The 25,736-nt window shown below is 67.1% G+C and carries 17 protein-coding genes and 1 tRNA gene; 11 read left to right on the top strand and 7 right to left on the bottom strand.

Translation table 11 applies throughout. From position 1 onward, the window contains the following. Positions 1–60: 60 nt before the first annotated feature. Positions 61–1,686: a ShlB/FhaC/HecB family hemolysin secretion/activation protein gene (locus DFR39_RS17700; protein ID WP_162849574.1), complete on the top strand. Its 1,626-nt coding sequence runs from the start codon at positions 61–63 to the stop codon at positions 1,684–1,686. On the opposite strand, the gene DFR39_RS17695 is transcribed toward DFR39_RS17700, so the two are convergent. From DFR39_RS17695 to DFR39_RS17675, 5 genes are all read right to left on the bottom strand, one after another. After that, on the bottom strand, positions 1,645–2,205 hold the full coding sequence (locus DFR39_RS17695; protein ID WP_133605167.1) for a hypothetical protein: 561 nt from the start codon (positions 2,203–2,205) through the stop codon (positions 1,645–1,647). The two genes, DFR39_RS17700 and DFR39_RS17695, sit on opposite strands and share 42 nt — an antisense overlap. Before the next feature lie 96 nt (positions 2,206–2,301). Next, positions 2,302–4,209, bottom strand: a complete 1,908-nt coding sequence (locus DFR39_RS17690) for a hypothetical protein (protein WP_211343902.1) — start codon at positions 4,207–4,209, stop codon at positions 2,302–2,304. Between the two features lie 194 nt (positions 4,210–4,403). Continuing rightward, positions 4,404–5,999, bottom strand: coding sequence for an ABC transporter substrate-binding protein (locus DFR39_RS17685; protein ID WP_133605165.1), 1,596 nt, complete (start codon positions 5,997–5,999; stop codon positions 4,404–4,406). A gap of 109 nt (positions 6,000–6,108) precedes the next feature. Further along, positions 6,109–7,332 carry a cyclic di-GMP phosphodiesterase gene (locus DFR39_RS17680; RefSeq protein ID WP_133605164.1) on the bottom strand — a complete coding sequence of 408 codons (1,224 nt, stop codon included), beginning with the start codon at positions 7,330–7,332 and terminating at the stop codon, positions 6,109–6,111. 125 nt (positions 7,333–7,457) lie between these two features. Further along, positions 7,458–8,105, bottom strand: coding sequence for a c-type cytochrome (locus tag DFR39_RS17675; protein ID WP_133605163.1), 648 nt, complete (start codon positions 8,103–8,105; stop codon positions 7,458–7,460). A 116-nt stretch (positions 8,106–8,221) separates the two neighbouring features. Between DFR39_RS17675 and DFR39_RS17670 the strand changes: the two genes are divergently transcribed. The 8 genes from DFR39_RS17670 (at position 8,222) to DFR39_RS17635 (ending at position 19,843) form a co-directional block, all read left to right on the top strand. Further along, complete coding sequence (locus DFR39_RS17670) at positions 8,222–9,064, top strand: AAA family ATPase (protein ID WP_133605162.1); 843 nt, start codon at positions 8,222–8,224, stop codon at positions 9,062–9,064. Next, positions 9,061–9,270 (top strand): hypothetical protein, encoded by a 210-nt coding sequence (locus DFR39_RS17665; RefSeq protein ID WP_133605161.1) that lies wholly within the window; start codon positions 9,061–9,063, stop codon positions 9,268–9,270. Before DFR39_RS17670 ends, DFR39_RS17665 begins: the two co-directional genes overlap by 4 nt. After that, the gene (locus DFR39_RS17660; protein ID WP_133605160.1) at positions 9,267–9,875 is read left to right on the top strand and encodes a GNAT family N-acetyltransferase; all 609 of its coding nucleotides are present in this window, start codon (positions 9,267–9,269) and stop codon (positions 9,873–9,875) included. Before DFR39_RS17665 ends, DFR39_RS17660 begins: the two co-directional genes overlap by 4 nt. Beyond that, positions 9,851–11,929, top strand: a complete 2,079-nt coding sequence (locus DFR39_RS17655; RefSeq protein WP_133605159.1) for a S9 family peptidase — start codon at positions 9,851–9,853, stop codon at positions 11,927–11,929. The genes DFR39_RS17660 and DFR39_RS17655 overlap by 25 nt, the downstream gene beginning before the upstream one ends. 88 nt (positions 11,930–12,017) lie before the next feature. Then, positions 12,018–13,202: a vWA domain-containing protein gene (locus DFR39_RS17650; protein ID WP_133605158.1), complete on the top strand. Its 1,185-nt coding sequence runs from the start codon at positions 12,018–12,020 to the stop codon at positions 13,200–13,202. A gap of 86 nt (positions 13,203–13,288) precedes the next feature. After that, positions 13,289–15,193, top strand: coding sequence for an autotransporter assembly complex protein TamA (locus DFR39_RS17645; protein ID WP_162849573.1), 1,905 nt, complete (start codon positions 13,289–13,291; stop codon positions 15,191–15,193). 14 nt (positions 15,194–15,207) lie between these two features. Continuing rightward, positions 15,208–19,695, top strand: coding sequence for a translocation/assembly module TamB domain-containing protein (locus DFR39_RS17640; RefSeq protein WP_133605156.1), 4,488 nt, complete (start codon positions 15,208–15,210; stop codon positions 19,693–19,695). 73 nt (positions 19,696–19,768) lie between these two features. Further along, positions 19,769–19,843: transfer RNA gene (locus tag DFR39_RS17635), tRNA-Arg, on the top strand. Between the two features lie 3 nt (positions 19,844–19,846). Here DFR39_RS17635 and DFR39_RS17630 read toward each other — a convergent pair. Beyond that, complete coding sequence (locus DFR39_RS17630) at positions 19,847–21,067, bottom strand: PEP-CTERM sorting domain-containing protein (protein ID WP_133605155.1); 1,221 nt, start codon at positions 21,065–21,067, stop codon at positions 19,847–19,849. 124 nt (positions 21,068–21,191) lie between these two features. Then, positions 21,192–22,805: an ABC transporter permease gene (locus DFR39_RS17625; RefSeq protein ID WP_133605154.1), complete on the bottom strand. Its 1,614-nt coding sequence runs from the start codon at positions 22,803–22,805 to the stop codon at positions 21,192–21,194. Between the two features lie 97 nt (positions 22,806–22,902). Here DFR39_RS17625 and DFR39_RS17620 point away from each other — a divergent pair, with 97 nt between their 5' ends. Together DFR39_RS17620 and DFR39_RS17615 are read left to right on the top strand one after the other, a co-directional pair. Further along, positions 22,903–24,000 (top strand): ABC transporter ATP-binding protein, encoded by a 1,098-nt coding sequence (locus DFR39_RS17620; RefSeq protein ID WP_133605153.1) that lies wholly within the window; start codon positions 22,903–22,905, stop codon positions 23,998–24,000. A gap of 197 nt (positions 24,001–24,197) precedes the next feature. Then, positions 24,198–25,631: a S41 family peptidase gene (locus tag DFR39_RS17615; protein ID WP_133605152.1), complete on the top strand. Its 1,434-nt coding sequence runs from the start codon at positions 24,198–24,200 to the stop codon at positions 25,629–25,631. Positions 25,632–25,736 lie beyond the last annotated feature (105 nt).

Below are 25,736 nucleotides of genomic sequence, written 5' to 3'. Positions count from 1 at the left end.
ATGAAGCACACCGCCTCGCTAACGCACGCCGCTCTCGCTATTTCGGTGCTTGGCTGCGCTATGTCTGCAGCAATAGCGCAGACTCCCGTGCCGCCCGACGCCGGACGGGTGCTGCGCGAGAACCAGCCCCCGCAGCTACCGCCCCCCAAGCCCTCCATCACCATCCCCGTCGAGACGCCGGCCGAGCCGACGCTGCCCACCGGCGGCGCCCAGGTTGAGCTGCGCGCGGTGGCCTTCACCGGCAACACACTCTTTGATGCGAGTCTGCTGCAGGCCCTGGTGCAGCCTTACATCGGTCGCAAGCTGGACCTCGAGGGCCTGCGGGAGATGGTGCAACAGATCACCGAGCACTACCGTCGCGCCGGCTATGTGTTCTCGCGGGCCTATCTGCTGCCTCAGACCATCAGCCAGGGCGTGGTCGCGGTAGGCATCCTGGAGGGGCGCTATGGCGAGCTGGCGGCCACGGGCGAGGTCTCTCTGACAGCCCAGGCGCAGGCCTTTCTAACGCCGCTGGGGGCGGGCGCACCCATCGAAGTGAGCCAGCTTGAACGCCGTCTGCTGATCCTGGCCGATCAGCCGGGCATCGGCATCACGCCGCTGATTCGGCCCGGTCAGGCCACGGGCCAGGGTGATTTGCGGGTCGATGTGCAGCGCAAAAAGCCCTGGCGCCTGGACTTGTCCCTGGACAACCATGGCGACCGTTACACCGGCAGGGTTCGCCTGCGAGCCAATGCCCAGATGGACAGCCCTTTCATGCTGGGCGACCAGCTCACGGCCAGCCTGATACGCAGCGACGAGCAGTTGACCCAAGGCAGTGTCGGCTATGGCCGCCCCCTGGGCGTGTCGGGATTGCGCGCCCAGCTCAGTCTGGCCCGCACCAGCTACCAGCTGGCCCGCGAGTTCAGCGCCCTGGACGCGACCGGGACGGCCCAGGTGACCGCCGCTACGCTCAGCTACCCGCTGATCCGCTCAACACGGGCAAATCTGAGCGTCTCCGGCGCGCTTCAGCACAAGCGCCTGCGTGACCGCCAGGGCCTGGCCGGTCTTGATGACCGCAAGTCCAGCCGCGCGGCCACGCTGAGCTTTCAGTTCGACCGCAGCGACGAGCTGGCAGGCGGCGGGGTCAGCTATGGCGCACTGAGCTTCAGTGCCGGGCAGCTGCGACTCAGTGAAACCCAGAATCTGCTGGACCAGCTCAGCGGCGTGCGTGCGGCCGGCGTGTATGGCAAGGCCGTGCTGGATCTGGTGCGCCTGCAATCCTTCAAGAGTGCACCGTTCAGTCTCATGGGGCGTCTCACCCTACAGGCCGCCGACCGCAATCTGGACTCCTCGGAAAAGTTCAGCCTGGGCGGGCCGACGGGCATTCGCGCCTATCCCCTGAGCGAAGGCATTGGCGACGAGGGCGCCCTGCTCCAGCTGGAACTGCGCTACGCCATCCAGGCCTGGACACCCTATGCCTTCCTGGACGCCGGCAGCGTGAGGCTCAATGCTCGCCCGCAAGGCCTGGCCGTGCCAACGCAGACCAATCAGCGCAGCCTGGCCGGCATGGGCCTGGGCCTGCGCTACCAGCAGCAGGGCTGGATGCTGGATCTCGCCCTGGCGCGCGGCGTGCAAGGCGGGCCATCCCAGGCCGAACCCAGCAGTTCACGCAGCCGCGCCTGGCTGCTTCTGGGCCGCCAGTTCTGACGCAGCTGCGCTCGAACTGGTGTCCAGACCAAAGTGACCGGGAGCTTGCGTGCCCGGCGTGGGCAGTCCGGCCATCACCCGCTGGAGCGCTTCCTCCAGCTCGTCGGCCCGTCTCAGCACTTGCACTGGCCGGCTGCGCGCCCAGATCGAGGCCAGGCGCTCGGCGAACATGAAGCCTCCCTCGACCTCCTCGCCCAGCAGGATCAGGGTGGTCTGGGCCGCAAAGCCCAGGGCCGCAGACTGGTCCACAAAGCTCTGCAAGGCCTGCCAGGCAGGCTCGGGCATCAGGATGCTGTCGTGATAGTGGATGAGCTCGACAAAGCCGCCCTCCAGCGGCAGCAAGGGCTTCACCTCGCTGCGCAAGAGCCGGATCTGGGCCTGCACCAGCTCCAGATTGAAGGGGCCCCAGGCATCGATGCGCAGCAGACGCCCATCTATCTGTACACGGGTGCGGCCGTGAGCGCGGAACTCGGCGTCGTCATAAGCGGTGGAACAGAAAATGGCGGGCTCGCGCTTCACACTGGGAAAAATCGGCAATACAAGGGCTGCGAATTGTCCCCGCTCAGGCCAGCCCGGACGGCATGAGGCCGGCTCGGGCTTGCAAGCGAATGCAACTCAGGGCTGCACGCGGTAGCGGGTGTCGTAGATGCGACCAGCGCCGTCCTGGGCGCGCAGCCACAGCTCATAAGCCTGGGCGCTGCCGCTGCCGGTGGGCAGGGTGTAGGCGCCCGCCGGCAAGCTGAGCGTGCTGCCGCCCACCGCGGCCGCGGGGCGGAACTCCTGCACCCTTGTGCCGGCAGAGCCAGCGAGCACCAGCACGGTCCGCACCAGGCTCAGGCGCAGATCCGGATTGGCCTTGGCCCAGGTGGACCAGGCCAGGCTGGCCCCCGCCTGCAAGCTGGAGGCACTCAGCACCGCACTGGCGGACACGCCGTCCAGCACGGGAAAGCGGCTGGCCGCGGGCGCCGTGCTGCTCAGCTCATGGCGCAACCAGGTGGGCTGGATCTCGGTGGTGCCACCGAGCGTGAAGCTGGCCAGGTACTTGGCATTGCGCAAGGTGTCGGCACTGCCCAGCCACCCCAGGATGGCGGGCTGCAGCAAGGTGTCTGCCACCGGGCCGCTGGAGACCGCGCTGGAGGCACCGGCCGTGGGGCTGATGCACAGCCAGCGCTGCTGGCAATAGGCCAGGGGAATGCTGAAGCCGCCGGGCGTCTGCACCGTGGCCTTGTCCAGCAAGGCGGTGCCGGCCGCGGTCTGCGCCTGCACCAGCAGCTGCACGCCCTGGCTGGGATTGCCGGCGCTCAGGCCGCTGCTGGTGCTGCCATCGGCCTCCAGCGACAGCCAGGCCAGGGGCTGGACGCGGAACTCCAGGCGCTTGCCGTTGCCGATCAGGCCCCATTTGGGTACCCCGGTGGCGGCGCTCTTGTTGTAGCTCAGGGCGTCGCTGAACTGATCGACCACGGTGCCGCTGCTGTCGCTGACCGGGGCCGAGACCAGCACGCGGTTGCAATTGCCCTGGCTCACCGTGTCATCCGCGCAGCCCAGCACATAAAAGCGCCCCAGCTGCCAGTTCTTGCTGGCGTAGCCGGCCAGCAGCGTGGCCAGCTCGGCCTTGCTGCGCCCGTTGTGCTTGTCATAGCTGGCCAGGCCGGCATAGGCCTGCAGCGTGGCGGCGTCGGCGCCCTGGGCGATGAGCTTGTTCAGGGCCACGCCCAGCTCATCGATCTGGCCCAGATTGGGCAGCACGCCGGTGGCGCTGGTCGTGGCCTTGAGCGTGCTGGTGATGGCATTGGCCGGCGCGGCGCCGCTGGTCTTGGCCAGCTCCGCGCGCGCCAGGGCCAGATCGATGCGCACCTCATAGGGCGCGCCGGGCAGAAACTTGTTGGCCAGCTGCAGCTCGCTGGCGCCCTGGGCGCTGCGCCCCAGACCCACGCGCAGGCTCTCCAGCAGCAGATCGTGGCTGCCCTTGTTGGCCGCAAAGCCGGCCTCGGCCAGGAGGTCGAACTTGCTGGTGTCCGTGATCTTGAGATCGGTGAACTGGGCCTTGATCAGGGTCTTGAGAAAGTCGGCCGCCGCCACGCTCTGGGCCAGGCCGGCCAAGGTGCTGGCGCTTTCGCTGCCCTTGGCAAAGACGCCGGCCGGCTCCGCGCCCAGGGCCAGGGCCGTGACCGCCTGGGTCAGGGGCGTGACATGGGCCACCATGGCCTGTGCCGCCTTGGGCACGCTGGAGTGCAGCAGCTGGGGCTGACCGCTGGCATCCACGCCGCGCGCCTGCACCATCAGGGGCGCGCTCAGACTGCCGCTGAGCTTGAGGCTGTAGCTGCCCTCCACCGGGTGGGCCGTGGCCTGGCCCAGGGTCTTACCCTGCGCGTCGATGACGCTGATCTGCGCCCCGCCCAGCGGCGCTCCCACGGCGGCCACGCCGCTGAGGGTGGATTCGCTGACGGTGCTGCCACCGCTGCCGCTCTCGGTGCCGCTATCCCCGCCGCCGCCCCCGCAGGCCGCCAGCGCCAGCAGCAGCAACAGACTGGCCCCGGTGCCGGCGCGGCGCGGCGCGGCAGACCTGGAACGGAGGACTGGCGAGCAAGACGGAGTGGACTTCATGGGAGGCGCAAAGCAAAACGGCATGGCTGGGCAGTATCGCCAGCCATGCCGTCCTCCAAAACCCGCATCAGGGGCGCAAAGCGGGCCCTACTCCCCGGGCCCGCCCCGGCCGCTCAGGGCTTGGCGCCGATATTGACCCAGGCCACCTCGAACCAGTTGTCGGCGCGGTGGACCACGCTCACATTGCTGCGCGCGGCCCAGGGGATCATCTGGCGGTGCAGGGGAATCACATGGACCTGCTCCTTGTACTCACCCAGGGCCGCCTTGATCAGCTGTTCGCGCTTCTTGGGATCGACCTCCACGCTGCTCTGGGCGGCCAGCTGGTCGAACTTGTCATTGCGCGAATTACCGTAGTTGTAGGAGCCCACGCCCTTCTCGCCGCGGTTGCGCAGCACCGGGGTCAGCGTGGTCTCGGCATCGGTGATGGCGCCGCCCCAACCCAGCATGTACATGCTGGTATCGAGCTTCTCCAGCTTGGGGAAATAGGTCACGCGCGGCATGGCATTGACCTTGACCTTGACCTTGAGCTGGGCCCACATGGTAGCCAGGGCCAGGCAGATCTCCTCGTCGTTGATATAGCGGTTGTTGGGGCAGTCCAGCGTGACCTCGAAGCCGTCGGCATAGCCGGCGTCCGCCATGAGCTTGCGCGCCGCGGCAATATCGAAGGGATAGCGGTTCTCGATGGCCGGGTCGTTGTAAGAGCCCAGGGGCGAGGGCGTGAGGCCACCGGTGGGCACGCTCAAGCCGTTCATGAGCTTGGTGCGCATGGTCTCGACATCGATGGCCTGGTAGAGCGCCTTGCGGACGCGCTGATCCTTGAAGGGATTCTTGTCGCCAGGGGCCTTGCCGTAGAGCAGCTGGTCGCGCGCCTGATCCATGCCGATGAAGACCACGCGGTTCTCGGGGCCATCCACGATCTTCACGCCCTGCGTGTTGCGCAGGCGGGGCACATCGCGCGGCGCGGGGTCCAGCACGAAGTCGATCTCGCCCGACACCAGGGCCGCCAGGCGGGTGGCATCGTTGGAGATGGGCGTGAACACGATCTCCTGGACATTGCCCTCGAACTTGCCCCACCAGTTGGGGTTGCGCTTGTAGACCGTCTTCACGCCGGGTTCGCGGGTGACCAGGATGTAGGGGCCGGTGCCGTTGCTGTTGCGGCTGGTGAAGGCCTCTTCCTTGTTCTTGAAGTCCAGCGGCTTGGTGGCCTTGTTCTTCTCGCTCCAGGACTTGCTCATCATCCACATCGAATCCAGATGCTGGAGGAAGATGGGATTGGGCGTGCTGAGCTGGAACTCGACCGTCAGATCATCGATCTTCTTGGGGGTGCCCAGCGCATTGGCGTAGACCGCGACCTGGGAGGTCGGCTCCTTGGCGCGATTGATGGAATAGACCACATCATCGGCGGTGAAGGCCGAGCCATCATGGAACTTCACGCCGGGGCGCAGCTTGAAGCGCCAGGTCATGGGGCCGGTCTGGCTCCACTCGGTGGCAAGACCCGGCACGATGTTCAGGTTGCGGTCCCGCTTGACCAGGCGCTCATAGACCTGACCATTGATCATATTGGTCATGCTCTCGTTCTGAGAGTGCGGGTCCATGGTCTGCGGATCACCCTGGCTGGCCCAGCGCAGGGTCTGGGCCTGGGCCAGGCAGGCCGCAGCCAGCAGGCTGAGGGCAAAAAGGCTTTGGCAGGACGTCTTCAGGCGAATCATCAAAATCTCCCAGCGATCGTGGCAGTGGTGGCGCGAGTGTAGGAAGCGCCCTCACGCCACGGGGGCGGGGATTCACCTGATGGGGCTTGTACGGAGTCGGGCCAGCCCCTCAGGCGGCCGGCTTGGACCAGAACTCGTCGAGCTGCTTGAAACCCCAGTCCTGCGGGGCCTCGCGGCTCACGATCTTGTCATTGCTGCTGGCTTGGGAGAGGTCCAGCAGCTGCACGGGAATGGGCATCTTGGAGCGCGTGGAATAGAACACCCGCACCATGGGTGCCACCAGATTGGCGGGATTCTGGTCCACCACCACGGCCAGGCGTCCCGAGGCCAGCTTGACCAGGGTGCCCACGGGGAAGATGCCCACGCTCTTGACGAAGTTCTGGAACACCAAGGGGTCGAAATGCCCCTGCCACTGGGCCATGCGCTGGATGGAGCCGGCCGGATCCCAGGCCGTCTTGTAGGGGCGATTGGAGGTGATGGCGTCGTAGACATCGCAGACCGCCCCCATGCGCGCCAGCAGGCTGATCTGATCGCCGCGGAGCTTCTTGGGGTAGCCGCTGCCGTCCATCTTCTCGTGGTGATGCAGGCACACGTCCAGCACCGGCTCGGACACCTTGCCGCCCTCGCGCAAGGCTTCGTAGCCCCGCTCGGGGTGGGTGCGCATGACGGCAAACTCGGGGTCGGTCAGCGCGCCCGGCTTGTTCAGCACCTCCAGGGGCATCATCATCTTGCCCACATCGTGCAGAAGGCCGGCCAGGCCGGCTTCCCGGGTCTGGGTCTCGTCCAGGCCCATCTGGCGGGCCAGGGCCACCATCAGGGCGCAGACGGCCACCGAATGCATATAGGTGTAGTCGTCCTTGGTCTTGAGCCGGGCCAGGCTGATCAGGGCGCTGGGATTGCGCGCCACGGAATTGGCCACATCCTCCACCAGGGGCAGGCATTGCTCGGTATCGATGGCACGCCCCAGGCGCGCCTCGCCGAACAGGCTGATCACGGCCTGCCGCGAGCGATTGACCAGTTGGGCGGCGCGGGCCACTTCCTCCGCCATGCTCAGGCGAGGCGCCTGGCCAGACGCCGGCTCCGCCGGCGGCAGGTCGCGGGGTGCTTGCGCCTGGTGCGGCGGGGCGGGCGCAGCCACCGCAGCCGCGACATCACAACCGAGGCTCACATCGATGATGACGGCCGGCACGCCGCTGGCGTGCAGCGCGTCCAGATCGGCCTGGTCCGTCAGCACGAAGCGGGTCTTCCAGAAGGGATGTGAAAGCCAGGAACCTTCCAGGGCCTGGATATACATGCCCAGTCGGACTTGCGGGGTCGGGATCTTCTTCAGCATGGTCAAGCAATTGTCCGGCGGCACGGACGCCACGCAGTATCGTCGCAGCGCTCAGCGGCGGCTAAGCATCAGCGCAAAAAAAGCCGCCTCATGGCGGCTTTGTGCGCGCTGCGAGCGCGTGAGTCTCAGCGCAGGCGGCTCTGGGGCACCGTCTTGAGCTCGCCCGGCAAGGAGGCCAGATAGGCCGCCATGGCCTTGAGCTCGGCCGTGCTGAACTGCTTGACCTGACCGGCCATGATGGCGTTGCTGCGGCCCACCACGGGATTACCCTCAGCCTGGTAGGACTTCAGGGCCGCATAGAGATAGTCGGCATGCTGGCCGGCAATCTTGGGGTAGCTGCCATCGATGGGCTTGCTGAAATTGGCACCGTGGCAGGAGATGCAGGCCCCCTTGTTCAGCAGTTCCTTGACCTGGGCACTGGGCTCGCGCACCTGCTCGGGCGCGGGAGCGCCCTTGCCATGCTGCTCATAGAAGGCCGCGATATCGGCCATGTCCTGATCGGACAGGCTCAGGGCGATGCCGCGCATGGTGGGGTGCTTGCGCTCCCCCTTGGCATAAGCCGAGAGCGAGGCCACGATGTACTTGGCGTTTTGGCCCGAGATCATGGGCACCTTGTAAACCTCGGGGAAGCTGGACTGGTAGCCCGGGATGCCATGGCAGCCAATGCACATGGCCACCTTCTTCTGTCCCGCCGCCACATCCTGGGCGAGGGCCATGGTGCTGGCGCCTGCCAGAGCGGTCAAGGCGAGCGAGATCTGCAGAAGTTTCTTCATAGTCCCCAGAATCGGTTGTTGTACTACTACGGCCTGCAATCGTTGCGTTGCCGATTGTAGGGGGGGCTGCAGCGCCTCTTATACTGGGGCGGCCCCGGATGTCTTTGATGGAAAACATGAAGTTTCAAGGTTCCCAGCAGTACGTGGCCACGGCCGATCTGATGCTGGCGGTGAACGCCGCCATCACCCTCAAGCGCCCCCTGCTGGTCAAGGGCGAGCCCGGTACCGGCAAGACCATGCTGGCCGAGGAAGTGGCCCAGTCCCTGGGTCTGCCCCTGCTGCAATGGCATGTGAAGAGCACGACCAAGGCCCAGCAAGGTCTGTACGAGTACGACGCGGTGAGCCGCCTGCGCGACTCCCAGCTCGGGGACGAGAAGGTCAAGGACATCCACAACTACATCGTCAAGGGCGTGCTCTGGCAGGCCTTCGAGGCCGAGCGGCCCGTGGCCCTGCTGATCGACGAGATCGACAAGGCCGACATCGAGTTCCCCAACGACCTGCTGCGCGAACTCGACCGCATGGAGTTCTACTGCTACGAGACGCGCCAGCTGATCAAGGCCAAGCATCGGCCCCTGGTCTTCATCACCTCCAACAACGAGAAGGAGCTGCCGGACGCCTTTCTGCGCCGCTGCTTCTTCCACTTCATCAAGTTCCCCGACGCCGCCACCATGCAGCAGATCGTGGACGTGCACTTCCCCGGCCTGAAGAAGGAGCTGCTGGCCGCCGCGCTCAAGACCTTCTTCGATGTGCGCAATCTGCCGGGGCTGAAGAAGAAGCCCTCCACCAGCGAGCTGCTGGACTGGCTCAAGCTGCTGCTGGCCGAGGACATCCCGGTCGAGGCCCTGCACAGCGGTGAGGACAAGGTCAGCATCCCGCCCCTGGTCGGCGCCCTGCTCAAGAACGAGCAAGACCTGACCCTGTTCGAGAAGCTGGTCTTCATGCAGAGCCGCAACCGATGAGCGGCGGCCAGGAATTCCGTCAGGGCCTGGCCGACGCGCTGGGCTTTGTCCTGGGCGCGCTGGGGGGCTGGCAGCTGGGCAAGTTGCTGGGCTATGACTTCATTGCCTCCACCGAATGGCAGCTGCCGCAGCTGATCGGCCTGGTCTTCATCCTGCTGGGCTGCGGCCTGGGGCGCTGGCTGGCGCGCAAGCTGCTGCTGAGATGACGCAGCCGCCCGCAGCCGCCCTGTGCCAAGCCGTCTCGCTGACGGGGCGGCACGCACGCCTGGAGCCGCTCTCCCCCGCCCATGAGGCCGGGCTGCAGGACGCCGCGCGCGACGGCGAACTCTGGAAGCTCTGGTACACCACGGTGCCGCATCCCGAGGGCATGGCCGCCGAGATCCAGCGCCGCCTGGGCCTGCAGGACAAGGCCAGCATGCTGCCCTTCACCGTCTTTGACGACCAGGGCCGCATTGCGGGCATGACCAGCTTCATGAACATCGACGACGCCCAGCGCCGCGTCGAGATCGGCTCCACCTGGTATGCCGCGCGCGTGCAGCGCAGCGCGCTCAACACCGAGTGCAAGTTGATGCTGCTTCAGCATGCCTTCGAGCAGCTGGACTGCATCGCCGTGGAGTTCCGCACCCACCGCCTCAACACCGCCAGCCGCCGCGCCATCGAACGCCTGGGCGCCCAGCTCGACGGCGTGCTGCGCAGCCATCTGCGCATGCCCGACGGCACCCTGCGCGACACCGCGGTCTACAGCATCACCGCCCCCGAATGGCCCACCGTCAAGACCCATCTGCAATGGCAACTCGTCAAACCCCGTTGAAATCCAGCCGCAAGACCAGCCCCAGCACGGCCAAAAAGCCCTTCGATGTGGAGGCGCTGTGGCAGGTCGAGCGCGTGGGCGCACCCAGCCTCTCGCCGGACGGCGCCCAGGCCGTGGCCTCGCTGACCCGTTACTCCATGGAGAAGAACAAGAGCCAGACCCAGCTCTGGCTGCTCTCCACCCTGGGCGGTGCGCCGCGTGCCCTGACCCAGGCCGGCGACAAGGACGGCCAGCCCAAATGGAGCCCCAAGGGCGACCAGATCGCTTTCATCGCCCGCCGCGAGCAGGAAGGCAGCAAGGACGAGGAAGCCCAGCTCTACCTGATCGCGCCGGACGGCGGTGAGGCCCGCCGCGCCGCCACCGTGACCACTGGCGTGGAGGCCTTCAAGTGGTTCCCGGATGGCCGCCGCATCGCCTTCATCTCCTGGGTCTGGCCCAAGCTCAAGGGCGCGGCCGCCCAGGCCAAGGCGCACAAGGAATTCAAGGAGCGCAAGGAGACGGGCTACGTCACCGAGGAGTCGCTCTACCGCTACTGGGACCACAACCTGCCCATGGGCCGTGTGGCCCATCTGCATGTGCTGGACACCGCCACGGGCAAGGTGACGGACCTCTTTGAGGGCACGGACTACGAGCTCACCCGCGCCGATCCGGACGCCAACGCCTTCGACATCTCGCCGGACGGCAAGCGCATCATCTTTGCCTTCGACCCCGCGGCCGAGAAGCGTCTGGACCACTGCTACGCCCTGGCCGAGCTGGAGCTGCGCAGCGGCAAGGTCCAGGTCTTGCTGCAGGACAAAGACTGGGACTTCCAGGCCCCGCGCTACAGCCATGCCGGCGCGCACCTGGCCTTCCTGGCCTCCAACCTTGGCAAGAAGCACACCATGCCCAGCCAGCTGGCGGTGCTGGACCAGCATGGCCACTGGGCCGTGCTGTCCGAGGGCTGGGACTACGAAGTCAGCGCTCCGCTGCAGTGGGACGAGGACGATCTGGGCCTGCTCTTCTGCGCCGAGGAACAGGGCCGCAGCCATCTCTGGCGCTTCGATGTGAAGACCTGCGCCGCCCATGTGCTCTTCGAGGGCGGCCACACGACGGGCTTCGACCTGGCGGCCGGCACCCTGGTGGTGCAGCACGACGGCGTGCAGCATCCGCCGCGCCTGTCGGTGCTGGAGGCCGAGGGCCGCGCCGACGAGGGCGGCCGCGCCCGCCGCATCGAGAGCTTCAACGACGCCCTGCTGGCCGGCTTCGCCTGGGGCCGCGACGAGCCCGTCAGCTACCCGGGCGCCCAGGGCGACGAGGTGCAGATGTGGCTGGTCTACCCGCCCGGCTTCAGCCCCAAGAAGAAGTACGCCATCCTGCACCTGATCCACGGCGGCCCGCACACCGCCTTTGGTGACGCCTGGCACTTCCGCTGGAATGCCCAGGTCTTTGCCGCCCAGGGCTATGTGGTGGCTTGCGTGAACTACCACGGCTCCTCCAGCTTCGGCTACGCCTTCAAGGACTCCATCACCCAGCGCTGGGGCGAGCTGGAGTTGCAGGACGTGGAGGCCGGCACCGACTGGCTGCTCAAGCAGCCCTGGGCCGACAGCAAGCGCGTCTTCGCCACCGGCGGCAGCTACGGCGGCTATATGGTGGCCTGGATGAACGGCCATGTGAAACCCGGCCGCTACCAGGCCTATATCTGCCATGCCGGCTGCTATGACTGGCAGGCCATGTTCGCCGACGACGCCTACACCTGGCACGCCAAGGAGCTGGGCGCCTGGTACTGGGACGATCCGGCCAAGATCGCCTCGCAGAGCCCGCATGCCTTCGCCCAGCACATGAGCACGCCCACCCTGGTGATTCACGGCGCCATGGACTACCGCGTGCCCGACGCCCAGGGCCTGGCCTACTACAACACGCTCAAGGCCCGCGGCGTGGACGCCCGCCTGCTCTGGTACCCGGACGAAAACCACTGGATCCTAAAGCCGCGCAACAGCCAGCTCTGGTACGGCGAGTTCTTCGACTGGCTCAAGCGCCACGACCCGACGCACGCGCCGCGACGTTCCAAGAAATAAGGAGCCGCAAGCGGCGGGGCTTGGGCGCGGGCCGGCTGTGGATAATGGCCGCAGCCTGCTGTCCCTCGCCCTCCGTGGCTGAACGCCGATGTTGATCCAGTTCTTCTACACCCTGCGCACGGCCAAGCTGCCGGTCTCGGTCAAGGAGTTCCTGACCCTGCTCGAAGCCCTGCAGCAGGGCGTGATCGGCCAGGACGGCGTGGCCACGATCGATGAGTTCTACTTCCTGGCCCGCACCACCCTGGTCAAGGACGAGGCCAATTTCGACAAGTTCGACCGCGCCTTCGGGGCCTATTTCAAGGGCGTGGAAATGCTCACGGCCGACCTGGCCAAGGAGCTGCCACTGGAATGGCTGCGCCAGCATCTGCAGCTGGAGCTCACGCCCGAGCAGAAGGCCGCCATCGAGAAGCTCGGCTGGGACGAGCTGATGGAGACGCTGAAGAAACGTCTGGAAGAACAGAAGGAGCGCCACGAGGGCGGCAACCGCTGGATAGGCACGGGCGGCACCAGCCCCTTCGGCAACAGCGGCTACAACCCCCAGGGCGTGCGCATCGGTGGCAAGGGCGGCAACAAGAGCGCGGTCAAGGTCTGGGACCAGCGCGCCTACCGCGACTACGACGACAACCTCGAACTGGGCACCCGCAATATCAAGGTGGCGCTGCGCCGCCTGCGCCGCTTCGCGCGCGAGGGCTCCGAGGTCGAGCTGGACCTGGACAACACCATCCACAAGACCGCGGCCAATGCCGGCATGCTGGACATCCGCATGCGGCCCGAGCGCCACAACAAGGTCAAGGTGCTGCTGCTGATGGACGTGGGCGGCACCATGGACGAGCACATCCACCGCGTGGAAGAGCTGTTCTCCGCCGTCAAGAGCGAGTTCAAGCACCTGGAGTTCTTCTACTTCCACAACTGCGTCTACGACTTCGTCTGGAAGAACAACCGGCGCCGCTTCAGCGAGAAGACCGCCACCTGGGACCTGATCCGCAAGTACAACAAGGACTACAAGCTGATCTTCGTGGGCGACGCCACCATGAGCCCCTACGAGATCCTGCAGCCCAGCGGCAGCGTGGAATACAACAACGAGGAGCCCGGCGCCGAATGGCTGCAGCGCCTGCTGCACGCCTTCCCCAAGCACGCCTGGATCAACCCCGAGCCCCAGGGCGTCTGGCAGTACCGCCAGAGCATCGCCCTGATCCAGCAGCTGATGCACCAGCGCATGTACCCACTGTCACTGGCTGGGCTGGAAGGCGCGATGCGATTGCTCAGCCAATGATGCGGGCCCTCGTCATCCATACGTGGCTGCGCAGGGCTCTATTCTCGGCGGCTGGCTTGCGGGGGGTGGGCGTAGCGCTGGTGATGGTGAGCTGCCTCAGCCTGAGCGGCTGCGCGGCGCTGCAAGAGTTCAAGCAAGCCATCACGCCCGGTGGCAGCGCCACGCAGTCGAGTGCTTCCGCCCCCGCGACCGAGGTCGGCGGCCGCTTGGTGGTCGAGTACACCCTGAACATTGAGGCGCCCGGCAAGCTCAAAGAGCTGCTGGAGGAACACCTGGATCTGGCCCGTTTCCGGCAGGCCCCGGAAGACCAGCGACTGAGCTTGCAAGAGCTCGGGCGCTTGAGTGCCGCCGCGCCCCAGCAGGCCCGTGCATTGCTCGAAACCGAGGGCTATTTCAATGCCCGCGTCACAGTGGAGCGCAGCGATCTGCAGGCCATCGAGAGCGGCCAGAATGGCAGTGAGCGCCCGACCGTGACCGTGAAGGTCGACCCCGGCCCGCCAACCAGGGTCAGCCGCGTCGAGTTGCGTTTTGCTGGTGAGTTGCTGGACCCCGTCGCCGAGTCAGCCGGTCAGGCCGAACCCAGCCCGGAGTTTCGGGCCCGGGTGAGCCGTCAGCGCGACCGATTGAGCCGCGATTGGGCTTTGGCGCCGGGTGAGGCTTTCACCCAAAGTGCCTGGAGCAACGCCAAGTCTGCACTGCTAGGTCGAGTCCGCACCCAGGGCTACCCGCTGGCGCGATGGGCTGAGACCTCGGCCCAGGTCGATGCCGACGCCAATACCGCCGAGTTGATCCTGACCCTGGACAGCGGCCCCCTGTTCCGGCTGGGCGCAATCCAAATCACCGGCCTGAAGCATCACCCTGCCACCGTGGTGGAGCGGCTGGCCGGCTTCCAAGCCGGTGAAGCCTACAGCGAGCGCGCCATGCTGGACTTTCAAGAACGCTTGCTCAAGACTACCTTGTTCGACACCGCCAATGTCGACATCCGGCCCGATGCCGAGAACCCAGACAACGCCGCGGCCAGCCCCGTCTACGTACAAGTCAAAGAATCGCCGCGTCAGCAGATCACGCTCAGCGTGGGTTTCGACACCGCCACCGGCCCGCGCATTGGCGCCGACTACATTAACCGCCAGCCGTTCGGCCTGAGCATGCGCTCGCGCACCAAGCTCAAGCTCGGCACCAGGGAAAGCTCGGCCGACGTCGAGCTGAGCTCCCACCCCCTGAGCGATATGCACCGCAATCTGGGCGCCTTTTTTGTGGAACGTCTGCGCCACGACGATACCGTCACGCTGAACGTACGCGCCCGCTTGGGTCGCATCCGCGAGACGGAGCGTGAGGACCGCACGTACTACCTGGAAACCTTGCGCGCCTTTGAAGAGAAGCCCGGCAGCGACACCCATGCAGGCGCCGTGTCGGGCAATGCGCAGTGGACGTGGCGGCGGGTCGACAGCAGCTTGCGCCCCACCCGCGGCTATACGGCCTCGGTGCTGGTGGGCGCAGGCTATGCCGACAGTTCCACCGCGGATAACGGCTACTTCGGGCGCAGCCAAATCAAGCTCTACGGCTACTACCCTTTGCCGGGCGGCTGGTACGGATCGGCGCGTACCGAGTACGGGCAGATTTTTGCATCCCGAAGCGTGGGTTTGCCCGAGAAGCTGCGCTTCCGCACCGGGGGAGATGAATCGGTGCGCGGCTATGGTTTCGAAGACCTGGGGCCCAGTGATGCGCTCGGCAACCCCACCGGCGGCCGCGTGCTGTGGAACGGCAGCGTCGAGCTTGCCCACGCCCTCATGCCCAGCTTGCCCGATCTCTTGGGCGCCGTGTTTGTCGACGCGGGCCAGGCAGCACCGAGCTGGAAGGACTTCAAGCCCACCACCAGCTTGGGTCTGGGCCTGCGCTACCGCAGCCCCTTGGGCACGCTGCGGCTTGACTACGCCCGTGCCACCGCACTGCAACGCTGGCGCCTGCATTTCAGCGTGGGCATTGCACTGTGACCCCGCCCTCCGACATGAACCAAGACAAGGATGCCGAGGCCCAAGCCGCCTCAGCGCCCGTCAAGCTCGGCACCCCGATGCGTCGCCTGTGGCGACGCGGCCCCGGCCTCGTGCCCAGCTTGCTCGCCCTGCCCCTCCTGGGTGGTGCGCTGGGCTGCGGCCTTTGGTGGAGCATGGCCACCGAGCCCGGCACCCAGTGGCTCTTGCAGCAGGTACCCGGGCTGCAGATCACCCGGCCGCAAGGCAGCTTGATAGGAGACTTCTCCGCCCAGAAGCTCAGTTATGTCGTACCGGGCACGCAAGACAGGCTGGAGTTCGAAGATCTGAGTTGGCAAGGTCTGTCACTGCACTGGAATCGCTCACCTCAGCTGTGGGGGGACCTGCACATCAAGCAACTGACAGTGCGACGACTTCAGGTGCATCTGGCACCCAGCGATGCGCCCAGCCAAGCCCCGGCGGACTTGAAACTGCCGATCGGGGTTCAGCTCAAGCAATTGCAGATTGCGCAGCTCTTGATTCCCAGCGCCAGTGCGCTGCCGCTGCTGGACCTGCAGGGCTCGCTGCAACTCAGCGCGCAGGGCGGCAACCAGCATCAAGTCCAACTCGACAGCCTGCACTGGGACCGGCTACAACTGCGCGGCAGCGCCAGCCTGCAGACCGCGGGCGATATGGGCGTCCAGGCCCAGCTGAACTTGCGCGCCAAGGCCAATGAACAAGACCACATCCCGGCCTGGCAGGCCAAGATCGAGGCCCGCGGCCCTTTGCAGACCCTGACCCTGAGTGCCGACCTGCAAGCCGAGTCGCAAACCCTGCAGGCCGAGGCTCAGGTCCAACCCTTTGCCAGCTGGCCCCTGCCGCAGCTGCAGCTGAAGAGTCACCAGCTGGACCTTTCGGCCCTGGCCTCCGGCCTGCCGCGCACCAGCCTCAGCGGCCAGGCCTCGCTGTTGGGGCAAGCGGCCGAGTCCAGCACCAAACGGCCTGGCCTGACGCTGAAGAGCCAGCTGAACAACAGCCTGGCGGGCCGCTGGAACGAACAGCTGCTCCCCATTCGAACCCTCAATCTGGACCTGAGCTTCGTGCCCGGCGACCCGGCCGCGCTGGGCATCAGGGAACTGGAGCTGCTGCTGGGCAGCGCGAAGCAACCCGCCGGTCGGGTGCAGGCCAAGGGCCAAAGCAGCAAGGAGCGCGGCAGCGCCCTGATCCTCGCCATCAGCGATGTGAACAGCGAAGCCCTGGACGCCCGGGCCGCGTCGCTGCAGCTCGCCGGTGAGATCGAACTCAGCACCGCCACGCCGATCAACCAACTGGGCGGGGACGGCTTGCCTGCGGCCCATCTGACGCTGGCGGCCAAACTGGAGGGCCGGCTGCTGGAGCTGAGCAAGCCCCCCACGGCCAAGGCCCCGGCGCTGGGTCTGCCCCGCTCGGCACCCATCAGTCTGCAGGCCCAGGCTCTGCTGTCCAACACCGAGTTGCAGCTGCAGAGTTTTTTGCTGCGCTTTGACGACGCGAGGCTGGAGGCCAGCGGAAAACTGGGGCTCAAGCAAGCCGCCAGTCTGAGCCAAGGCTGGCAAGCTCAGGCACAGGCACAGGCCCAGATCCCTGACCTGCGCCGCCTGTGGCGCGGCGACGCGGGCAGCGCCTGGCAGCAGAACGTTCAGGCCTTGTCGGCGCAGCTGGAAGCCCAGCTTCAAGCCGGGCCCCTGCCTGCCGGCGGCCTGAACCAGGCCGACAAACTCTATGCCTATGCGCCGCAAGGCACGGCCCGCTTGCAGTTGCAGCCTACCCAGCTGGCGGGCGTGCCCTTGAGCGCCGAACTCCGTTACGAGCACGCAGCGCGTCAACAAGCACCGCGACTCCAGGGGCAGCTGACCGTGGGGCCGAGCAACCGACTGCAGGCCCGCGGTGAATTGGCCCCCTCGGGCGAGCTGCAAGCCAGCGCCGAGTTGCAATTCCCCGAGCTGTCGAGCCTGCAGCCCTTGCTGAGCGCGTTCAAGGCCGGTGCAAGCAGCGGCGCCAGCGCTCAAGCGGCCAAGGGCGGCACGGCCGGCGTCGCCGATCTGGCGCCCAAGCTGCGGGGCAGCTTGCTCGGCAATATGCAGCTGCAAGCCGGCCTGTTGGCGCCGCAGCAGCAGGGCAAGCCAGGAACAAGGAACAAGGCCCCGGCCGCCAACAGCAAGACGGCTGCCCCCTTGTGGCGTTGGCACAGCCAAGCCCAGCTGCAGGCGCGCGGCCTGCAGCTCAGCGGCAGCCCAAGCCTGCAAGCCCTGAACCTGAGCGCGGCAGATCTGCAATGGCAGCTGGACAGCGCCCACGACGCGCCCTTGAGCCTGAACGCCCGCCTGGAGCGCTTGAGCAGCAAAGACTGGGCCGTGCCGCAAGCCACGCTCAGCGCGACAGGCAGCTGGGCCAAGCACCGTCTGGACATGCAGGCCTTGGCCGAAGGCAAGATGCCGGCGGCCTTGGTGCCGCCCGGCCCTGCCAGCGATCAGTTGCTGCGCGGGCCCATCACGCTCGGCATGAATGGCCGCCTGAGTCAGGCCCCGCCTCTGGCTTGGCGGGATGGCGCCCAGTGGCAGGCCAGCGAGCTCACGCTCTCGGCACAGGCTGAGGCCCCCGTCTCGCCAACGAAGGCCGGCATGAACGCCAGCCCTGGCAAGGCGAGCCCCGAGCCGCCCCCCACCAGCCCGTGGCTGAACGCCCAGAACCTGCAGCTCAAGCTGGACTTGGCGCCCCAGGGCCAGCTGCAGCAGGTGCAGCTGCAGCCCGGGCGCCTGGAGCTTGTGGGCGCCGGCCTGTCTTGGCAGAGCCTGCAGTGGGCCGCCGCAGACCCGGCGGCCGGCGCTGGCAGCGCTGCTGCGAACGACCGGTTCACGCTGGATCTGCGGCTAGAGCCTTTGGCGGTCGCGCCCTTGCTGGCACGCTGGCAGCCCCACTTCGGTTGGAGCGGCGACTTGGTGGTCGTGGGCCATGCCCAGGTCCGCAGCGAGCCCGGCTTTCATGTGGATGTGGCTTTGGAGCGCAGCCGGGGCGACTTGATCGTCATCGATGATCGCGGCAAACAAAAGCTGGAGCTCAGCGAGTTCCGGCTCGGCGTGATTGGCAGCCCTGGCGTCTGGCATCTGACCCATGCCTTGGCCGGAAGCAATGTCGGTGTGCTGGGTGCGGCCCTGACCGCCCGCAACGAGGACCCAAGCCAGTGGTGGCCCAGCACCGAGTCGAGACTCGAAGGCGTGCTCGAAGCCCAGGTGGCCAATCTCAGCACCTGGGGAGCCTGGGTGCCAGCCGGCTGGCGCATCGGCGGTAGCATCTTTACCACCGCCAGCTTCGCCGGCCGCTTGAAGGCTCCCGAGATCAAGGGCCGCGCGGGCGGCTCGGGCCTGGTGCTGCGCAACCCGCTGCTGGGCGTGGACATGCAGCGCGGTGAGTTTGCGCTCAGCCTGGACGGCGGCCACGCCAGGCTGGAGCAGTTCAAGGCCTATGCCGGTGATGGGGATTTGAGTGCCTACGGTGAACTGACCTTTGGCGCCCATCCGCGCGCCGACCTGCATCTGCTGGCCGACAAGTTCGGCGTCCTGCGGCGAGTCGACCAGCGCTTGGCGGTGAACGGACGCATCGACATGAGCTTGGACCCGCAGCTGTTCGAGGTACAGGGCAAGCTCGATGTGCACGAGGGCTTGTTCGATTTCTCCCGGGGAAATGCCCCTGTGCTGGACGATGATGTGAGCGTGACACGCCCGCAGACGGAGCAGCAAGAGGCCGATGGCAAGGCCGTGAACAGCAGTAAGGCTCCCGCCAAGGTCAGGGTCAAGGTGGACATTGATCTGGGCAAGAAGCTGCGCGTCAAGGGCTATGGTCTGGACACCTTGCTGGCCGGCCAGCTGCAACTCAGCCAGGGCCCCAGCGGCCCCGCCCTGCATGGCCGCATCAGCACCGAGCGCGGCACCTTTGACGCCTATGGCCAAAAGCTGGCCATCGAAAAAGGCCTCATCAGCTTTAGCGGTGTGGTCGACAACCCGCGGCTGGATGTACTGGCCCTGCGGCCCAGCCAGGAGGAGCAACGGGTTGGTGTGACCATCACTGGCACCGCCCAGAAGCCCCGGGTCAAGCTCTACTCCGAGCCTGCACTGGACGAACGCAGCACCCTGTCCTGGCTTTTGCTGGGCCGCGCGCCCAGCGAGTTGGGCAGCCAAGACAGCGCCCTGCTGAGCAGCGCTGCCCTGGCCTTGATCAGCGGCCAGGGCGAGAGCCCCACCTCGAAGCTGATCAAGTCCGTGGGACTGGACGAACTGTCTTTCAGTGAAAGCGGCGTGGAGGCGCAGGGCACGGTGGTGCGCCTGGGCAAACAGTTGTCGAGACGCTTGTACGTGGGCTATGAACGCGGGCTGAACGCCACCGCGGGTAGCTGGCAGCTGATCTACCGCCTGGCCCAGCGCTTCACTTTGCGCGCCCAATCCGGTGACGACAATGCGGTGGACCTGATCTGGCAATGGAAGTGGGAGTGATGACGTCCACCCTGCCAAGAGTCCGTCCCACTCATGCGACAATCCGCGCCGCCCTGGACCGCCAGGGCCAGTCCTCTCCGTAGTTCAATGGATAGAACGGCCGCCTCCTAAGCGGCAGATACAGGTTCGATTCCTGTCGGAGGGACCAAATTCAGGTGCCGCGACGGCGCCAGGCCATCAGCGCAACTAGGCCGCTCAGCATCAGGGCATAGCCGGCGGGCTCGGGCACGGGGCTCAGCACGAAACCACGCACCTCGCCCGTCATACTGTTGCGGGCCTCGCCGGCCACCCAGCCACCCTCGTTGATGGCGCGGGCCTCGCTGAAATACCAGCCCGCCTGAGCGAGCTCCGCGTCGATAAAGCGATTCAGGTCCTGCGCCGTACCCTGCTCCCATATCGTGGCCCGGTGCTGCCCGCCGCCAAGGATAGAGAAGCCGACCACCGTGCCCGCGTCGTTGAGGGCGTAGGCGGACGCTCCGATGGCGCCCCCCTGGGGTAAGGCCTGCACTGAGCCATCGGGTAGCCAGGTGCTGGCACGGGCCTGGGCATCCTCGAAGCTGGCATGGCTCTGGCCCACGACCTGCCCATGAGCGTTGATCCGTGTCGCCCACGTGAAACGCATCTCCGCGCCCAGCACCGCGAGCTGACGAATCGATCCATCGCTTTCCCACAGCACGGCGCCACCGCCGCCATCCGCAGTGCCGGAATAGCCGACGACTTGGCCCCGGCCATTGATGCCATTGGCCTGGCTGTAGTTGCCGCCCAGGCTGGCCAGGGTATGAAAGGTCCCGTCCGCATCCCAACGGACTGCATCGGTTCGCGACTGCGACGCCACGATGTGGCTGAAGGCGCCGACGATATGCCCGGCATCGTTGATGCCGTTTGCCCAGCTTTGGCCCGGCCCCAGAGTCGCCAGAGCCCTGGCCCGGCCATCCCTGCTCCAGACGGTCGCGAAATACTCGGGGCTGTCGGGCGCGAGCCCGAGCACCGACACCCCCACCACAGTACCCGCTGCATCGATCGCCGAGGCCCGGCTGCTGAGTGCGCTGCCCATGTGCTCCAGCTCGACACGCGCCCCATAAGGCTGCCACAGGCTGGCTCTTGTGCCACCATCCAAGGCTGTGACATGGCCCGTCACCTGGCCCGAGTCATTCAGTCCCCAGGCCGTGCTGCCCACGGCGCCTTGTGTGTCCAGCAGGCTGGTTCGGTAGCCGCTGGCCAGTGCGGCGCTTGTAGAGATGGCCAGCCCGCAGGCCAGCAGTGCAGCGGCGGCCGCATTGCGCTTGATCTTCATCGCTTCTTCTCCCTGGTGTTGCCGTTCTTCGCCGGTACGCCTGAAGCCCGGTCTGTACCGGGCCGCCAGCACGAACATGCTCACTCCCGTGGCATGGACGTACCGGCGCCGCCGACTATATCCAGGGCGGCATCAAGTAGAACACTCGTGTCCCCTGCATACAGGGGACCGGAAGCCAGCCGGGCCAGCCCGGGCGGCAGCACTAGCCCCGCCGCATCGCCCGCGACAGCAGGATCACCGGGATCAGCCCCACCAGCACGATGGCCAGGGAGGGCAAGGCGGCCTCGCCCAGGCGCTCGTCGCGGGCCAGCTGATAGGCCACCACGGCCAGGGTGTCGCTGTTGAAGGGGCGCAGCACCAGCGTGGCGGGCAGCTCCTTCATCACGTCCACAAACACCAGCAGGGCGGCGGCCAGGGCCGAACGGGCCAGCAGGGGTGCATGCACCTCCAGGAACAGGCGGCGGCGCGAGGCGCCCAGCATGCGGGCGGTCTCGTCCATGGTGGGCGAGATGCGGGCATAGCCGGCTTCCAGCGACTGCAGGGCCACGCCCGAGAAGCGCACCATATAGGCATAGAGCAGCCCCAGGGCGGTGCCCGTCATCAGGGCCGGCAAGCCCAGGGCCGGCCAGTGCTGCTGCATCCAGCCCAGGGGCAGCAGGATGCCGATGGCGATCACGGCTCCCGGCACGGCATAGCCCAGGGACACCACACGGGACGAGGCCTGCAGCAGCGGATCACGCCCCGCGCCGCGCACCCGCGTCAGCCAGGCCAGCACCAGGGCCAGGGCCACGGTCAGCACCGCCGCCAGGCCGGCCAGCTTGAGGCTCACCAGACTCCATTGACCGAAGCGCTCCAGCGGCAGGCCCAGCTCGTTGTACTGGGCCTCCTGCCACATCAGGCGCAGCAGCACCAGCACCGGCAGCGCAAAGCCCAGCAGGATGGGCAGCGCACACAGCAGCCAGGCGCCCAGGGCCGGCCAGCCGTGCAGACGCAGGGGGCGCGCCTCGGCGGCATGCAAGGCACCGCTGCGGCTGCTGGCAAAGCGCAGCCGCGCCTGGGCCCGCCGCTCTAGCCACAGCAAGATCGCCACGGCCAGCAGCAGCACCGAGGCCAGCTGGGCCGCCGCGATCTTGTCGTTCATGACCAGCCAGGCCTTGTAGATGCCGGTGGTCAGGGTGGTGAGCCCGAAATAGGCGCCCACGCCATAGTCGGCCAGGGTCTCCATCAGGGCCAGCGCAATGCCCGCGGCCAGGGCCGGCCGCGCCAGCGGCAGGGCCACCTCGCGCACCCGCCGCATCGTGCCCGCGCCCAGCATGCGCGCCGCCTCCATCAGGGCCACGCCGCGCTCGGTCAGCGCCGTGCGGGCCAGCAGATAGACATAGGGATAGAGGCAGAGCACGAAGAGCACGATGGCGCCGGGCAGACTGCGCACATCGGGCCAGAGCGCTCCTTGGGCACCGCTGAGCGCGCGCAGCCAGGTCTGCAGCGGACCGCTGAACTGCAGGGCATCCGTGTAGGCATAGGCCGCCACATAGGCCGGCATGGCCATGGGCAGCAGGAGCCCCCACTCAAAGAAGCGCCGGCCCGGGAAGTCGAACAGGCTCACCGCCGCGGCCGTGGCCCCACCCACCAGGGCCACGCCCAGGGCCACACTCACCGACAGCAGCAGCGAAGACCAGGCATACTCGGGCAGCACGGTCTGCAGCTGGTGGTTCAGGATGTCCAGGGCCTGGGCGTCCAGGGCCAGCCAGGAGCCGAGAATGCCCAGCACGGGCACGGTCAGCAGCAGACAGAACAGGGTGACGAGGCGCAGCATGCGGGCTGCCGCCCGGCGGGGCGGCTTGAGGAATATCAAATCAAATGAGAACGAGGCGCATTCGGCCGCCTCGGCAAGCCCGGTATCATAGGCCCCCATGTTTCTTGCACTTGAGCAGGTCGGCCTGTACTACCCGGGCGCGGCCACGGGCCGTCGGGCGGTGGACGGTGTTTCCTTCGGCTTGGCCCGTGGCCAGATCGGGGTGCTGATCGGTCCCTCGGGCTGCGGCAAGACCTCGCTGCTGCGCAGCATTGCCGGGCTGGAGCGCCTGTCCAGCGGACGCATACGCATCGACGGCGAGCTGCTGGCCGACGCGGCCAGCGGTCTGCACACCCCGCCCGAGGCGCGCCGGGTGGGCATGGTCTTCCAGGACTACGCCCTCTTCCCCCATCTCTCGGTGGCCGACAACATCGGCTTCGGTCTGCGGCATCTCAGTCGCGGCCAGCGGCAGGAGCGGATTCATCAGGTGCTGGATCTGGTGGGCCTGGCACATGCCGCCAAGCGCGCGCCGCACCAGCTCTCGGGCGGGCAGCAGCAGCGCGTGGCCCTGGCCCGCGCCCTGGCACCCGCGCCGCGTCTGCTGCTGCTGGACGAACCCTTCTCCAGCCTGGACGTGGATCTGCGCGAGCATCTCTCGCAGGAGCTGCGCGGCATCCTGCAGGAAAGCGGTACCACCGCCCTCTTCGTCACGCACGACCAGGCCGAGGCCTTTGCCCTGGGCGACCGGGTGGGCGTGATGCACCAGGGCCGGCTGGAGCAATGGGACGAGTCCTACGCCGTCTATCACCGCCCTGCCACCCGCTTCGTGGCCGACTTCATCGGTCACGGGGTGTTTGCGCCGGCCAAGGTGGTCCAGGGGCCGGGCGGCCCCGTGGTGCAGACCCCGCTGGGCGAGCTCAGCGAGGCCGGCGAATGTCCGCTGCCCGAGGCCTACCCGGACGGCGAATGCGAGGTGCTGCTGCGGGCCGATGACATCGTGCACGACGACGATGCCCCGGTGAAGGCGCAGATCGAGCGCAAGATCTTCCGCGGCGCCGAGTTCCTCTACACCCTGCGCCTGGTCAGCGGCGAGCGTCTGGTCGCCCACGTGCCCTCGCACCATGACCACCATGTGGGCGAGTGGATTGGCATACGCGCCCATGTGGACCATGTGGTGACTTTCAGGCGCCCCGAGCCCCAGGCGGCCCAGCCCTGAGGCGTCCGGGCAAGCCCCCAAGCGTGTAAAGGGACGCAAAGTCCGCTTGAATGCGGGGAATTAGCCCGTCAAATGGGGGCCTCCACCAAGGCTTGAGTACAGGCAGACGCCTATACTTCGAGCCAGGTTGATAGCCCCTGCGCCCCGCGGGGCAAGACCGGGAATGGCTGTACATCACCGATAGGAACACTCGCATCATGGGTGCCAAACTTAAAGTTGCAGGCTGGGTGGCGTTGGGCGCCATCGCAGGGGCGATGACCACGATGCAGCTGCAGGCCAATGCGCGCAGCAGCCTGTCGCCGCTGCCTCTGGAGGAGCTGCAGCAACTCGCTGCCGTGTTCGGCATGGTCAAGTCCGACTATGTGGAGCCGGTCGACGAGAAAAAGCTCATCAACGACGCCATCGCCGGCATGGTTTCCGGCCTGGACCCGCACTCCCAGTTCTTTGACAAGAAGAGCTTCAAGGAGTTCCGCGAAGGCACCAGCGGCAAATTCGTGGGCGTGGGCATCGAGATCGGCATGGAGGATGGTCTGGTCAAGATCGTCTCTCCCATCGAGGGCAGCCCCGCCTTCCGCGCCGGCCTCAAGAGCGGCGACCTGATCAGCCGCATCGACGACACCGGCGTCAAGGGCCTGAGCCTGGATCAGGCCGTTAAGCGCATGCGCGGCGAGCCCAATACGAAGGTCACGCTGATGATCTTCCGCAAGGCCGAGAACCGCAGCTTCCCGGTCACCATCACCCGCGAGGAAATCAGGGTGCAGAGCGTGCGTGCCAAGGTGGTGGAGCCCGGCTACGCCTGGCTGCGCGTGAGCCAGTTCCAGGACCGCACGGTCGAAGACTTCGTCAAGAAGCTCGAAGAGATCTACAAGCAGGAGCCCCATCTCAAGGGCCTGGTGCTGGATCTGCGCAACGACCCGGGCGGCCTGCTGGAGGCCTCGGTGGCCATCTCGGCCGCCTTCCTGCCGCGTGACGTCGAGGTGGTGTCCACCAACGGCCAGATCCCCGACTCCAAGGCCAGCTTCAAGGCCAGCCCCGACTACTATCTGCGCCGCGGCGGCGTGGACCCGCTCAAGAGGCTGCCGGTGGCGCTCAAGACCGTGCCCCTGGTGGTGCTGGTCAACGAGGGCTCGGCCTCGGCCAGCGAGATCGTCGCCGGCGCGTTGCAGGATCACAAGCGCGCCATCATCATGGGCGCCCAGACCTTCGGCAAGGGCTCGGTGCAGACCGTGCGCCAGCTCAGCCCCGAGACGGCGCTCAAGATCACCACCGCACGCTACTACACCCCGGCCGGCCGGTCCATCCAGGCCAAGGGCATCGTGCCCGATGTGATGCTGGACGAGACCGCCGAGGGCAATGTCTTCGCCGCCCTGCGCATGCGCGAGGCCGACCTCGAGAAGCACCTGAACAACGGCCCCGAGGAAAAGGACGAGGCCCGCGAGAAAGCCCGTGAGGAAGCCCGCCAGAAGCTGGAGGCCGAGTTCGCCAAGAAGAACGAGCCGCCCAAGCCCCTGCCCGAGTTCGGCTCGGCCGAGGACTTCCCGCTGCAGCAGGCACTCAACCAGCTCAAGGGCCGTCCGGTCCTGGCGTCCAAGACCGCGACCGAGCGCAAGGCCGAGGCCAAGGTCGAGTAAATCGCCCAGGCCTTGGGGCCAAAGCCCCACCGACCCGATCCATGGCCCGCCCCGTGCGGGCCATTGTCTTTGAGGACGGCCGCTGGAGCCGCCGCGCGGCGCTAT

Source organism: Roseateles asaccharophilus (assembly GCF_004362405.1).
Lineage (GTDB): Bacteria > Pseudomonadota > Gammaproteobacteria > Burkholderiales > Burkholderiaceae_C > Kinneretia > Kinneretia asaccharophila.
This window is presented reverse-complemented; position numbering and strand designations above follow the sequence as displayed.